This is a genomic window from Mycobacterium sp. NGS50 (assembly GCF_059812545.1).
This window is the reverse complement of sequence record NZ_JCALCW010000006.1, coordinates 86,372-98,200: the sequence shown is the minus strand read 5'-3', so window position 1 is coordinate 98,200 and position 11,829 is coordinate 86,372. Positions and strand designations below refer to the sequence as shown.

The following is an 11,829-nucleotide window of genomic DNA, read 5'->3' as shown; positions in this document are numbered from 1 at the left end:
GATTGTCGCTGTTCAGCGGGCGCCCGCCTACCAGCGACAACGCGGTGTCTCCGGAGGGCGTTCGGCGCCGGGACTCGACTTCGTCGCGCAGCGCCATCACCCGCCGGTGAATCCGGTGCTCGGTGCCGCGTGGCATCCAGCCCGGGCCGTAGCGCCCGCGTCCCCGGCAGCGCACCCTGCTGTGTCCGCGCTCCCAACGCAACGCGTCGGATATGACCTTGGAGGCGCGCCCGGAAACCCCGAAGCCCTGGGACTCCAAGGCGGCGGCCAATTCGGCGACCGTGGCAGGACCGTGGTTGAACAGATGCAGTGTCAGTAGGTAGCGCAGTTCGATTCCCCGCACCGTTCGTGTTGTGCTCATGACCCGAAAGTGGCACGGACCTCCGACATCGACCCGGTTGTCGCTACGAGCCGGGCACCCGCCGAGCAGCGACAATCCGTAACGCACGAGCCTGCTGAGGCGTCAGTGCCGCATGAGAAAGCGGGCCAGTTCGGCCACCTGCGGAAACGCCGAAAAGTCGCTCAGAGGCGGGCAGATCGGCACATGTCGGCGGAGCCGTGACGAAAGTGGCGAATGAGGCGCCAACCGGCTACATCCACCACCGCTCGAGCACCCGGGCCACCCCGTCGTCGGTGTTGGCCGTGGTGACCTCATCGGCGGCAGCTTTCACGTCGGGATCGGCGTTGCCCATCGCCACCCCGTGCCCGGCCGCCCGCAGCATCGGCAGATCGTTGGGCATGTCCCCGAACGCCAGCACCGCGTCGTCGCCGATGCCCAGCGGGCCGGCAACCTGCCGGACCCCGGTGGCCTTGCTGATGCCGGCCGGCACGATCTCGAGCAGGCCGTTGTTGGTGGAGTAGGTCAGCTCGGCGACGGCGCCGATCTGGCCGGCCAGCGCATCGGCCATATCCGCGCTGGTGGCGCCCGCCTTGCGGATCAGCAGTTTGATCGCCGGCGCCGACAGCAGGTCCTCGATCGAGACCTCGGTGTTGTCCGGGTTGAGCCAGGCGTGTTCGTAGCCCGGTGAGCTGACGAACTGCGGGGTCGCCGCGTCGTGCGCGGTGGTGCCGATCCGTTCGACGGCCAGCCCGGCGTCCGGGATGACGCGGGTGGCGATCGCGGCCAACTCCTGCAGCGCCGCGGCCGACAGGGTGTGCGCCGAAACCACCCGATCGGTGTCCGGGTCGTAGATCACCGCGCCGTTGGCGCACACCGCCATCGGCGCAAACCCGAGTGCGTCGACCACCGGAGAGATCCACCGCGGCGGCCGACCGGTGGCCAGCACGAAGCGGGCACCCCCGGCTACCGCGGCGCGCACCGCACTGCGGGTGCGGGGACTGACTGACTCGTCGGCGCGGAGCAGGGTGCCGTCGACGTCGCTGGCGATCAGCGCCGGCGTCATCAACGGGCGGAGCGCCTGCGCCGCCGGCCGCGATCCACCGCAGCAGGCTCGGCGCGTTGGCGCGCGAGCTCGGCGAGTTCGATCTCCCGCATCGCCAACGCCTGCGCCATGCTGGGTGCGCCGCCGCCCAACCGTTCGGGCACCCAGTACTCGCCGGGCGGGTGCGGGTACTCCTCCTGGGTCTGGTGCAGCAGCAGATTCATCCGGGCGTGCAGCTCAGCGGTGGTCTGCTCGGCGTCGTCGCCGGCGTGGATCGGTTCGCCGAATCTCGCGGTGATCGGAATTTTGTTGCGCCACAGCTTCTTCGGATGATCCTTGGTCCAGATGCGCTGGGCGCCCCACACGATGCACGGGATGATCGGGACACCGGCCGCCTGGGCCATCCGGGCGGTGCCGGTCTTGAACTCCTTGAGCTCGAAGCTGCGGCTGATGGTGGCTTCGGGATGTACCCCCACCAGTTCGCCCTCCTGCAGCCGCTGCACCGCGACCGCATACGAGTCGTGACCCTCGCTGCGGTTCACCGGGATGAGCCCGATGTTCTTGATGACGAAGTTGACCGAGCGCACCTTCTGCATCTCGGCCTTGATCATGAACCGCAGCCGACGGCCACGGTGCAGGGCCGCCAGCGACGCGGGCAGCCAATCCACGTAACTGGTGTGGTTCAACGCGAGCAGGGCGCCACCCCGCTCGGGAACATTCTCCAGGCCCAGGTAGGTGATCTTGGTTCCGTTGATCGCGACAACCGCCGGGACCAGGAACTCCAGCGTGCGTGTTACCGGCTCTGCCATACCCGCCCCCTACTCCGCGGCGCCCGAGGACCGCTGGGCGGCGCGGGCCGCCCGCTCCGCGGCTTCCTGCGCGTCCAGCCGCGTTGCCTCCGCCAGCGACGGCGCACCGCCGCCGAGCCGGCGCGGCACCCAGAACTCGCCGGCCGGGTGCGGCCCGTAGGCGTCTTGCACCTGCTCCAGCAGGTGCTGCATCCGGGAGTGCAGCAGCGCGGTCAACTCGGGGGCCGGCAGTGTCGGCTCGATCGGCTCGCCCACCGCGATGGAGACCGGCACCTTGGGGCGGTACAGGTTCTTGGGGTGGTCCTTGGTCCAGATCCGCTGGGCGCCCCAGACAATGTGCGGGATGATCGGCACCCCGGCCGCGATCGCCATCCGGGCGGCACCGGATTTGAACTCCTTGATCTCGAAGCTGCGGCTGATCGTCGCTTCGGGGTAGACGCCGACCAGTTCACCGTTCTTGAGGTTCTCGCAGGCCGCGTCGAACGAGGCGGCGCCGTTCTTGCGGTCCACCGCGATGTGCCGGCAGCCGCGCATAATCGGCCCGGTGATCTTGTTGTCGAAGACTTCCTGCTTGGCCATGAACCGCACCTTGCGGCCCAACCCCTGGCGGAAGGTCGGCAACCCGGCGAAGGTGAAGTCGAAGTACCCGGTGTGGTTGATGGCGATCACCGCGCCCCCGGTCTTCGGCACGTTCTCCACGCCCGTGACGGTGAACTTCAACCCCTGCAGGCGCCACGCCATCCGCGCGCATTTGATGACCGTCCCGTATACCGGTTCCACAATGACCCAGCCTAAGGGATGTGCGCACCGGTCAGGATGGTGATCTGGCCCGCTGCCCGATTCCCCGACGGCCACCGGGGCAGCGGCCCGAGGGTGGGCGGTACGCCGGGGTCGCCGGCCGCCGGGCACCGCGACCCAGCCCGCTAAGCTCGGGGTGCCACCCCCACCGCATCGAGAGGCATCAGTGCAGGTCACCAGCATCGGCCACGCCGGATTCCGGATCGAGACCCACGCGGGCAGCATCCTGTGCGACCCCTGGGTCAACCCGGCGTACTTCGCCTCATGGTTCCCGTTCCCCGACAACAGCACCCTGGACTGGGATGCACTCGGCGACTGCGACTACCTCTACATCTCGCATCTGCACCACGACCACTTCGATCCGCGCCACCTGGCGGCCCACGTCAACAAGGACGCCACCGTGCTGCTGCCGGACTTCCCGGTGCCCGATCTGCGCGGCGCGCTGGAGAAGCTGGGATTCCACCGGTTCTTCGAGACCACCGACTCGGTCAAGCACACCGTCGCCGGGCCCAAGGGCGAGCTGGACGTGATGATCATCGCGCTGCGCGCCCCCGCCGACGGCCCGATCGGCGACTCGGGGCTGGTGGTAGCGGACGGCCGTACCACCCTTTTCAATATGAACGACGCCCGACCGGTGGACCTCGAGGTGGTCGACGCCGAATTCGGCCACGTCGACGTGCACATGCTGCAGTACTCCGGCGCGATCTGGTACCCGATGGTCTACGACATGCCGGCCCGGGCCAAGGAGTCGTTCGGCACCCAGAAGCGCCAGCGCCAGATGGACCGGTCCCGCCAGTACATCGCGCAGGTGGGGGCGACGTGGGTGGTGCCGTCCGCGGGCCCGCCCTGCTTCCTGGACCCCGAGCTGCGCGACCTCAACGACGACCACGGCGACCCGGCCAACATCTTCCCCGACCAGATGGTCTTCCTGGAGCAGCTGCGCGCCAACGGCCACGACCGCGGACTGCTGATGATCCCCGGATCCACCGCGGAATTCACCGGCTCACAGCTGGATTCGATGACCCACCCGCTGCCGCAGGCCGAGGTGGAGACGATCTTCACCACCGGTAAGGCCGACTACATCGCCGCCTACGCCGAGCGGATGGCGCCGGTGCTGGCCGCGGAGAAGGCGTCCTGGGCGCCGGCGGCGGGGGAGTCGCTGCTGGAGCCGCTGCGTGCGCTGTTCGAGCCGATCATGGCCCGCAGCGACGAGATCTGCGACGGGGTGGGCTATCCGGTGGAATTGTCCATCGGCGCCGAGACGGTGGTGCTGGACTTTCCGAAACGCGCAGTGCGGGAACCGATTGCCGACGAGAAGTTCCGCTACGGCTTCGGTATCGCGCCGGAGCTGGTGCGCACCGTGCTGCGCGATGGCGAGCCGGACTGGGTCAACACCATCTTCTTGTCCACTCGATTCCGCGCCTGGCGGGTCGGTGGCTACAACGAATACCTGTACACGTTCTTCAAGTGCCTGACCGAGGAGCGGATCGTCTACGCCGACGGATGGTTCGCCGAGACGCACGACGACTCGGCGTCGATCACCATCGACGGCTGGGAGATTCAGCGCCGCTGCCCGCACATGAAGGCTGACCTGTCGAAGTTCGGGGTGGTCGACGGCTCCACGCTGACCTGCAACCAGCACGGCTGGCAGTGGGATCTGCGCACCGGCAAATGCCTGACCGCCCGCGGCCACGAGCTGCGCTGCGCCCAGCTCTGACCCCTATTCCGCACCCCCATCGCGCCGAGCGCCACTTGGCCGACGGATACCCGGCGTGTCGCGTCGTGAGGATGCCGCTCGGCGTAGAGGAACCGCCTGATCAGCGGTCGGCCAGCACCTGATGCGCGGCGTTGTAGCCCGGGATGAACGTGATCCCCGGCCCGCCGTGACAGCCCGCACTACCCAGATACAGCCCGTCGACCAGCGGCTGCCCGGTAAAGCCGCGAGCGCCCGGCCGGTTGGGGCCGATCTGGTCCGGGTTGAGCAGGCCGTGGCAGTAGTCGCCGCCCGGTGCGCCGAACATGGTGCCCATATGGCGCGGGGTGAAGGTGGTGTGCCGGGTGATGCTTTTCTCGAAATTGGGTGCTAGCCGGGTGATCTTGTCGATCACCCGCTGCCCCATCTCCACCTTCATCGCACCGTAGGAGCCGTCGCCCTCGATCGGGAACCACAGCGCGAACGCCGACGCCGCGTGCTTGCCGGCCGGCGCCAGATCCGGGTCGTGCACCGAGGGGATCTGCAGCACGACGGTCGGATCGGCCGGCACGATGCCGCGACGCGCGTCCTCCCACTGCTGCTGCACTTCCTCGGGCGTGCAGAAGATCCCGATGGAGCCCTGCATGGCGGGATCGTTGAGGGCCTCGTACGGCGGGATGAACGTCGGCGCCTCGTCCAGGGCGAAATGCATCTGCAGGTAGCTGCCGCGGTGGTCGGTGCGGGCGTATCGGGCGCGGACGTCGTCGGGCACGCTCGCCGGATCGAGCAGGTCGGTGACGGTGATGTCGGGGGCGATGGCCGACACGACCACCGGTGCGCTCACGGTGTGCCCGGCTTCGATGCGCACCCCGGACACCCGGCCCTCAGCGACGACGATCTCGGTCACCTTGGTGCGCAGCCGCAGCTCGCCGCCGAGCCCGGTGAAGGTCTGCTGCAGATGGGTGGTGAGCGCACCGATCCCGCCGCGCAGCTTCTTCATCAGCACGGTGTTCTCGTCGGGGACACCGAGGCCGTAGGCCAGGGCGGCGGCGCTGCCCGGGGTGGCCGGCCCGCGATACAGGGTGTTGACGGCCAGCACCGTGAACGAGCCGCGCAGCGCCCCGTGCTTCTCCCGGTCGGGTAGGTAGCGGTCCAATACGTCGGTGACCGATCCGAACAGCATGTCGTCGATGGCCGAGCGCTCGAATTCGTTTGTGGCGCAGGCATACATCTCATCGAGGGTCTTCGGTGGGCGGCCGGCCTCGAAGCGTCCCAGCGCCCGGGTCGGGGCTTGGCTCCAGGCGAGCAACCCCGCCATGCCGTTCACCGCTTCGGCGCCGTGCACCTCGGACAGGTGGGTGAACAGTTTCATCGGGTCGGTGTATTGGACCAGCGGGTCGTCGCCGACACCCCGCATCGCCACCGACATCACCTCGAGGTCGATGCTGTCCAGACCGTCGAGGCCCAGTTCCGTGCTGACCGCGGCCGAGGTCGGGAACTGCACCGAGCCGGCGATCTCGAACCGGTAGCCGTCGAACAACTCCACCGTCGAGGCCATCCCACCCGCGTAGAGCCCGGACTCCAGACAGAGCGTGCGCAGGCCGGCACGCTGCAGGATGACGGCTGCGGCCAACCCGTTGTGCCCCGCGCCAATGACGATCGCGTCGTAGTCGGTCATCTGCCCACCCTTCCCGCTTTCCGGCAGGCTGACACGCGACAGATAGTTTTGTCAATAATGACGGAACTATAGGGCCTGCAGCGAGTCGAGCGCGGTTCGGCACATCCGGGCCAACTCGGCCAGCGACCGCTCCTCGCCGAGCATCCAGACCTCCATCGCGGCGAACACCGCCGCCGCGATGCAGCGGGCGGTCACCGCGACCCGAAGCCGGTCGTCGGGCGCCGCGTTGGGTGTGGTCAACCGCAGTCGTTCGGCCACGGCGTCGGCGAAGTCGGCTTCGACCTGGCGGATGTGGCGCACGATCCGCTCCGGGTCCAGTTCCTCGGCGCGCAGCGCGGCGATGCGGGTGACGGCCTCAACATCGTAGGGAAATGCGAAGATCGCGGCCTGTACCGCCTCGATCATCGGCTCGGCCGGCGGCCGGGCACCCAGCGCGCTGCGGAACCACTGCAGCCCGGCGTCGTAGTCGGCGAACAGCAGATCGTGCTTGGAGGTGAAGTGCCGATAGAAGGTGCGCAGCGAGACACCGGCGTCGGCGGCGATCTGCTCGGCGGAGGTGTCCTCGACGCCCTGGGCGAGAAAGCGCACCAGCGCGGCCTGGCGCAGTGCTTCGCGGGTGCGTTCGCTGCGTGCGGTCTGCGGCGATCGGGGCATGCCGGTAAAGGTACCGCAGGGCGCAAACCGCTCGTAACGGCAATATTGACAAAACATTGGACCCTGGTGAGACTGGGCGGATGATCTCGCTCATCGTGCATGCGGTACTGGGCCTGGCGACGATCGGCTGGATCGTGGCATCCAACCGCGCGGTCTTCGCGAAACCGTCTGGAGGCGGGATGTTCTCGCCGATGGAGATGGTGTACTACGTGATCGGCATTGCCTCGATCGTCTTGGGCTGGTATTTCAATATCCGGTTCGTGAACGAGTACGCGCACGGTCTCCACAACCCGATCTGGGGGCCCGGCAGCTGGAGTCAGTACATCCAGTTGATGTTCACCAATCCCGCGGCCGGTTCGGCCAGCCAGGACTACACCATCATCAATGTCATTCTGCTGCCGCTGTTCAGCATCGTGGACGGGTATCGCCGCGGGCTGCGGCGTCCCTGGCTGTATTTCGTGTCCAGCCTGTTCACCAGTTGTGCCTTCGCGTTCGCGTTCTACTTCGCCACCCTGGAACGCCAGCGTCGGCATGCTGCGGCGTCGTAGCGGGCGGGCCTCCGCGGGGTGAGTAGGCTGACCGCGACGACGGGAGGAATGTCGTGGCCAAGCCGGTGGCACCGCGCGGGACGGCGCGCGAGCGGGTGCTCGATGCGGCGGTGGCCCTGTTCATGGAACACAGCGTGGGCGGCACATCGCTGCAGATGATCGCCGACCGGTTGGGCGTGAGCAAGCCCGCCGTGTACTACCAGTTCCGCTCCAAGGACGACATCGTCATCGCCCTGGTGCAGCCGATGTTCGACGACATCGTCCGGGTGGCCAAGATCGCCGAAGCCATGCCGACCCAGCAGGGCAAACGCGAGGTGGCGGTCAGCGGTGTGGTCGAACTCGCCGTCCGGTACCGCCGGCTGACGTTCCTGTTCTACGACCGCGCCGTGGAGGGCGCCGTGCGGTCCCGCGAAGACTTCATGGCCGCGTTCCTCAACGCCACCGCAATCCTGCAGGGACCCGAACCGGATGCGACCGCCCGCGCGATCACGTCGGTGCTGCTGTCCGGAACCTTCACCGCCGCCGCCGATCCCGAACTCGAGGATGTCGGCGACGAGGAACTGCACCGCATCCTGCTGGATGCCGCGCGACGCGTGATCGAGCCGCTGGCCTGAGGATCAGGCCCAGCCTTCCCGATGCGCACCGGCGCCGACCAGCTCGTCCTGCGGACGCCGCTGGCTGGGTTCCGGCCACGGCGACGGCTTGGGCCGCAGGCGTGGAACTTGCGGCCACCAGAACCATTTGCCGAGCAGGTTCGCGATCGCCGGGGTCATGAACGAGCGGATGATCAGGGTGTCCAGCAGCAGACCCAGCCCGATGGTGGTGCCGACCTGACCGACCACGGTCAGCTCAGACACCGCCATCGTCATCATGGTGAACGCGAACACCAGACCCGCGGCCGTCACCACAGACCCGCTGCCACCCATCGCCCGGATCATGCCGGTATGCAGCCCGGCGTGGATCTCCTCCTTCAGCCGCGACACCAGCAGCAGGTTGTAGTCTGCGCCCACCGCCAACAGCACGATCACCGCCATCGGCAACACCATCCAGTGCACCGGCAAACCGATGATGTGTTGCCACAACAGGACTGACAGGCCGAAGGCGCTGCCGAGAGATACCACGACGGTGCCCACAATGACCAGGGAGGCCACCACGGCACGGGTGATCAGCAGCATGATGATGAAAATCAGGCACAGCGCTGCGATTCCGGCGATCATCAGGTCGTAGTTGGAGCTCTCCTGCATGTCCTTGAACATCGCGGCGGTGCCGCCGACGTAGATCTTGGAACCCTCCCACGGGGTCGTTTTGATGGCTTCTTTGGCCGCGAGTTTGATGGCGTCGATGTGCGCGATGCCATCCGAGCTCAGCGGATCACCCTCGTGGTTGATGATGAACCGCACCGCGTGACCGTCGGGGGAGACGAACATCTTCATCCCGCGCAGGAATTCGGCGTTCTCGAAGATCTCCGGCGGCAGATAGAACGAATCGTCGTTGCGGGCCTTGTCGAACGCCTCACCCATCGCGGCCGGGTCGCCCTGGGCTTCCTGGGCCTGCTTGGCCAGCCCGCTCTGGGTGGCGAAGGTGGCCTCCATCATGGCCTTGGCGTTCTTCATCATCTGGATCATCGGCGGCATCAGGGTGAGCATCTGCGGCAGCATCGCCGCCATGGCGTCCATGTCGGGAACGATGTCCTTGAAGTTGTCGGTCATGGTGTCCACCCCGTCGAGGGCGTCGAAGATGGATCGCAGCGCGTGACAGACCGGGATGTCGAAGCAGTGCGGCTCCCAATAGAAGTAGTTGCGCATCGGCCGGAAGAAATCATCGAAATCGGCCATGTGATCCCGCAATTGCTCGATATCGGAGACCATCAGGTGCATCTTGCCGACCATGCTCGCCATGGTGGTGTTCATCTGCTCCATCAGCGCAATCATCTGGGTCATGCTGTCGATGTTGACCTGCATGTCCTGGGCCTGTGCCAGCATGTCGGCGGTGCGGTCGTCGTTGTACTTGCGGGTCATCTCCGAGCTGACGTTCTGCATTCCGATCAGGTAGCCGAACGTGGAGTGTTCCATCGCCTTGCCCTGCGGCCGGGTGATCGACATGACCCGGGAGATGCCGGGTACCCCGGTCACCCGTTTGGCGACTCGCTCGATGATCAAGAAGTCCGCGGAGTTGCGGATGTCGTGATCGGTTTCGATCATCAGCATCTCGGGGTTCATCCGCGCCGACGGAAAGTGCCGGTCCGAGGCCAGGAAGCCCTGGTTGGCCGGCAGATCGTCCGGCATGTAGGCGCGGTCGTTGTAGCCGGGCTTGAAGCCGGGCAGGGTGAGCAGGCCGATCATGGCGACCGCGGTCGCGGCGATCAGAATCGGTCCGGGCCAACGGCTCACGGCGGCACCGACTTTGCGCCAGCCGCGGCCCCGGTTGGCGCGCTTGGGTTCCAGCAGTGTGCCGAACCGGCTGGCCACCGCGATGACGGCCGCGCCCATCGTCAGTGCGGTGATGACGACGACCGTCATGCCGACACCGAGTGGGATGCCCAGCGATTGGAAGTAGGGCAGCCGGGTGAAATGCAGGCACAGGGTGGCGCCGGCGATGGTCAGGCCCGAGCCCAGCACCACGTGCGCGGTGCTGCCAAACATGGTGTAGTACGCCTGTTCCCGGTCTTCGCCGGCGCTGCGCGCCTCTTGATATCGGCCGATCAGGAAGATGGCGTAGTCGGTGGCCGCCGCGATCGCCAGCGTCACCAACAGGCTGGTGGCGAACGGCGAGAGTCCGATCAAGCCGTGATAGCCCAGGAAGGCCGCGATGCCGCGGGCCGACAGCAGACCGGTCACCACCATCACCAGCGCCAGCAGCACGGTGGTGATGGAGCGGTAGACCAGCAGCATCATGGTGATGATGACGACGAACGTCAGCGCTTCGATCACCTTCATGCTGCGGGTGCCGGCCTTGTCCTGATCGGCTGCCAGGGCGGCGCCGCCGGTGACGAACGCCTTGACGCCCGGTGGTGCGGTGACGCTGTCGACGGCCTGCTGGACGGCTTTGACCGATTCGTTGGCCAGGGCCTCACCCTGGTTGCCGGCGGTGTAGATCTGTACGTAGGCGGATTTGCCGTCCGGGCTCTGGGCGCCTGCGGCGGTCAGGCGGTCACCCCAGAAGTCCTGGATGTGTTCGACGTGCTTGGTGTCGGTCTTGAGTTTGGCGATGATCTCGTCGTAGTACGTGTGCGCGGCCGCGCCCAGCGGTTGGTCGCCCTCGAGCACCATCATCACCGAGCTGTTCGAGCTGAACTCACCGAACACCTGGCCCTGGCGCTTGATCGCGATCATCGACGGGGCCTCGTCCGGAGTCATCTGCACCGCTCGCTGCTCGGCGACCTTTTCCAGTGGCGGGACGCTCAGGTTCGCCACGACGATGATGGCGACCCAGCCCAGGATGATCGGAATAGCGAGGCGCCGAATCCATTTGGCGATTCCGCCGTGTTTGGCTTCGGTGTTCGTTGAGGTGCTCATGCAGATTTCACCAAGCAGAAGGTCAGGGCGCTGGCGCCGGTGGCGGTTCTCTCGTCTTTGAGCTCCTGGTCGATGCTGATCCGGCAGCCGAGCGAGACGCCCTTGCCCTGCGCGAACAAGTTGGGCGACACCGCCGACAAGGTGGTGCTCAGCGTCACCGACCAGGGCAGGGCGGCGGCGTCGACGCGCTGCGGTTTGCTGTCGAGGTCCAGGTAGCTGATGTCGGCGGTCGCGCCGGGCTCACCGAATACCTCGTAGGTCACGACCTTCGGGTTGTACGGCTGGGAGTCGTCGACCTTGGTGCTGATCAGGTGGGCATCGTCGCCGCCGAAGAACGTGCGCACCCGCAGCACCGACAGCGTCCCCAGCACGATCACCACCACGATGAGCAGCGGTAGCCAGGTCCGTTTGAGCAGCTTCACCGGGCCGATCCCGTGCTGCCGGAGGCCTTCTGGACGACGACGAGGACGCTGAGGTCGGTGGCCGACCGAAGCGCTGTGGCGCCGAGTTCGGTGATCGCGGACAGCAACGGGTGGTCGGTGTCGAGGACTTCGGGCGCATCGACGACGTAGGCGGTGACCCCGGCGGGTGCTGCTGTGGCGTTGAGCGCGCAATCGGACGAGGGTCTGGTCGCTGCCTGGTGGCTCAGCATCGGGAAGCTCCTGTTCGCCGGAATCATCAGTTGAACACAGTCGCAGGTGAACTTATACGACTAGTAAACTACTATCAACCGATAAATCAACCGTCATGTG

11 protein-coding genes and 1 pseudogene are annotated in these 11,829 nt (G+C 66.9%); 3 read left to right on the top strand and 9 right to left on the bottom strand.

The window, feature by feature from the left end:
• Positions 1-67 precede the first annotated feature (67 nt).
• From AC5Y36_RS06440 to AC5Y36_RS06425, 4 genes and pseudogenes are all read right to left on the bottom strand, one after another.
• Positions 68-361 (bottom strand): annotated as a pseudogene (locus AC5Y36_RS06440) (hypothetical protein); the annotation flags it as partial.
• A gap of 229 nt (positions 362-590) precedes the next feature.
• Complete coding sequence (locus tag AC5Y36_RS06435) at positions 591-1,406, bottom strand: HAD family hydrolase (RefSeq protein WP_500040037.1); 816 nt, start codon at positions 1,404-1,406, stop codon at positions 591-593.
• Positions 1,403-2,191, bottom strand: coding sequence for a lysophospholipid acyltransferase family protein (locus AC5Y36_RS06430; RefSeq protein WP_500040036.1), 789 nt, complete (start codon positions 2,189-2,191; stop codon positions 1,403-1,405). Before AC5Y36_RS06430 ends, AC5Y36_RS06435 begins: the two co-directional genes overlap by 4 nt.
• A 9-nt stretch (positions 2,192-2,200) precedes the next feature.
• Positions 2,201-2,971: a lysophospholipid acyltransferase family protein gene (locus tag AC5Y36_RS06425; RefSeq protein WP_500040035.1), complete on the bottom strand. Its 771-nt coding sequence runs from the start codon at positions 2,969-2,971 to the stop codon at positions 2,201-2,203.
• Between the two features lie 184 nt (positions 2,972-3,155).
• Between AC5Y36_RS06425 and AC5Y36_RS06420 the strand changes: the two genes are divergently transcribed.
• Positions 3,156-4,706, top strand: coding sequence for a Rieske 2Fe-2S domain-containing protein (locus AC5Y36_RS06420; RefSeq protein ID WP_500040034.1), 1,551 nt, complete (start codon positions 3,156-3,158; stop codon positions 4,704-4,706).
• Between the two features lie 100 nt (positions 4,707-4,806).
• Here AC5Y36_RS06420 and AC5Y36_RS06415 read toward each other — a convergent pair whose 3' ends face one another.
• Together AC5Y36_RS06415 and AC5Y36_RS06410 are read right to left on the bottom strand one after the other, a co-directional pair.
• Positions 4,807-6,360: a phytoene desaturase family protein gene (locus tag AC5Y36_RS06415; protein ID WP_500040033.1), complete on the bottom strand. Its 1,554-nt coding sequence runs from the start codon at positions 6,358-6,360 to the stop codon at positions 4,807-4,809.
• A 66-nt stretch (positions 6,361-6,426) separates the two neighbouring features.
• Positions 6,427-7,014 (bottom strand): TetR/AcrR family transcriptional regulator, encoded by a 588-nt coding sequence (locus AC5Y36_RS06410; protein WP_500040032.1) that lies wholly within the window; start codon positions 7,012-7,014, stop codon positions 6,427-6,429.
• A gap of 80 nt (positions 7,015-7,094) precedes the next feature.
• On the opposite strand from AC5Y36_RS06410, the gene AC5Y36_RS06405 reads away from it, so the two are divergent.
• Both AC5Y36_RS06405 and AC5Y36_RS06400 read left to right on the top strand, forming a co-directional pair.
• Positions 7,095-7,562, top strand: a complete 468-nt coding sequence (locus tag AC5Y36_RS06405) for a DUF2834 domain-containing protein (RefSeq protein WP_500040031.1) — start codon at positions 7,095-7,097, stop codon at positions 7,560-7,562.
• Positions 7,563-7,615: 53 nt separating this feature from the next.
• On the top strand, positions 7,616-8,176 hold the full coding sequence (locus AC5Y36_RS06400; RefSeq protein ID WP_500040030.1) for a TetR/AcrR family transcriptional regulator: 561 nt from the start codon (positions 7,616-7,618) through the stop codon (positions 8,174-8,176).
• Positions 8,177-8,179: 3 nt separating this feature from the next.
• Here AC5Y36_RS06400 and AC5Y36_RS06395 read toward each other — a convergent pair whose 3' ends face one another.
• From AC5Y36_RS06395 to AC5Y36_RS06385, 3 genes are read right to left on the bottom strand one after another with little or no spacing between them, the layout of a single operon-like run.
• Positions 8,180-11,077 (bottom strand): MMPL/RND family transporter, encoded by a 2,898-nt coding sequence (locus AC5Y36_RS06395; protein ID WP_500040029.1) that lies wholly within the window; start codon positions 11,075-11,077, stop codon positions 8,180-8,182.
• Positions 11,074-11,499 carry an MmpS family transport accessory protein gene (locus AC5Y36_RS06390; RefSeq protein WP_500040028.1) on the bottom strand — a complete coding sequence of 142 codons (426 nt, stop codon included), beginning with the start codon at positions 11,497-11,499 and terminating at the stop codon, positions 11,074-11,076. The genes AC5Y36_RS06395 and AC5Y36_RS06390 overlap by 4 nt, the downstream gene beginning before the upstream one ends.
• Positions 11,496-11,729, bottom strand: a complete 234-nt coding sequence (locus tag AC5Y36_RS06385) for a hypothetical protein (protein WP_500040027.1) — start codon at positions 11,727-11,729, stop codon at positions 11,496-11,498. The genes AC5Y36_RS06390 and AC5Y36_RS06385 overlap by 4 nt, the downstream gene beginning before the upstream one ends.
• Positions 11,730-11,829 lie beyond the last annotated feature (100 nt).

Excerpts from the sequence above, each read along its gene's own strand:
- AC5Y36_RS06430 (WP_500040036.1), bottom strand. The coding sequence starts at position 2,191 with ATGGCAGAGCCGGTAACACGCACGCTGGAGTTCCTGGTCCCGGCGGTT.
- AC5Y36_RS06415 (WP_500040033.1), bottom strand. The coding sequence starts at position 6,360 with ATGACCGACTACGACGCGATCGTCATTGGCGCGGGGCACAACGGGTTG.
- AC5Y36_RS06410 (WP_500040032.1), bottom strand. The coding sequence starts at position 7,014 with ATGCCCCGATCGCCGCAGACCGCACGCAGCGAACGCACCCGCGAAGCA.
- AC5Y36_RS06405 (WP_500040031.1), top strand. The coding sequence starts at position 7,095 with ATGATCTCGCTCATCGTGCATGCGGTACTGGGCCTGGCGACGATCGGC.
- AC5Y36_RS06395 (WP_500040029.1), bottom strand. The coding sequence starts at position 11,077 with ATGAGCACCTCAACGAACACCGAAGCCAAACACGGCGGAATCGCCAAA.
- AC5Y36_RS06385 (WP_500040027.1), bottom strand. The coding sequence starts at position 11,729 with ATGCTGAGCCACCAGGCAGCGACCAGACCCTCGTCCGATTGCGCGCTC.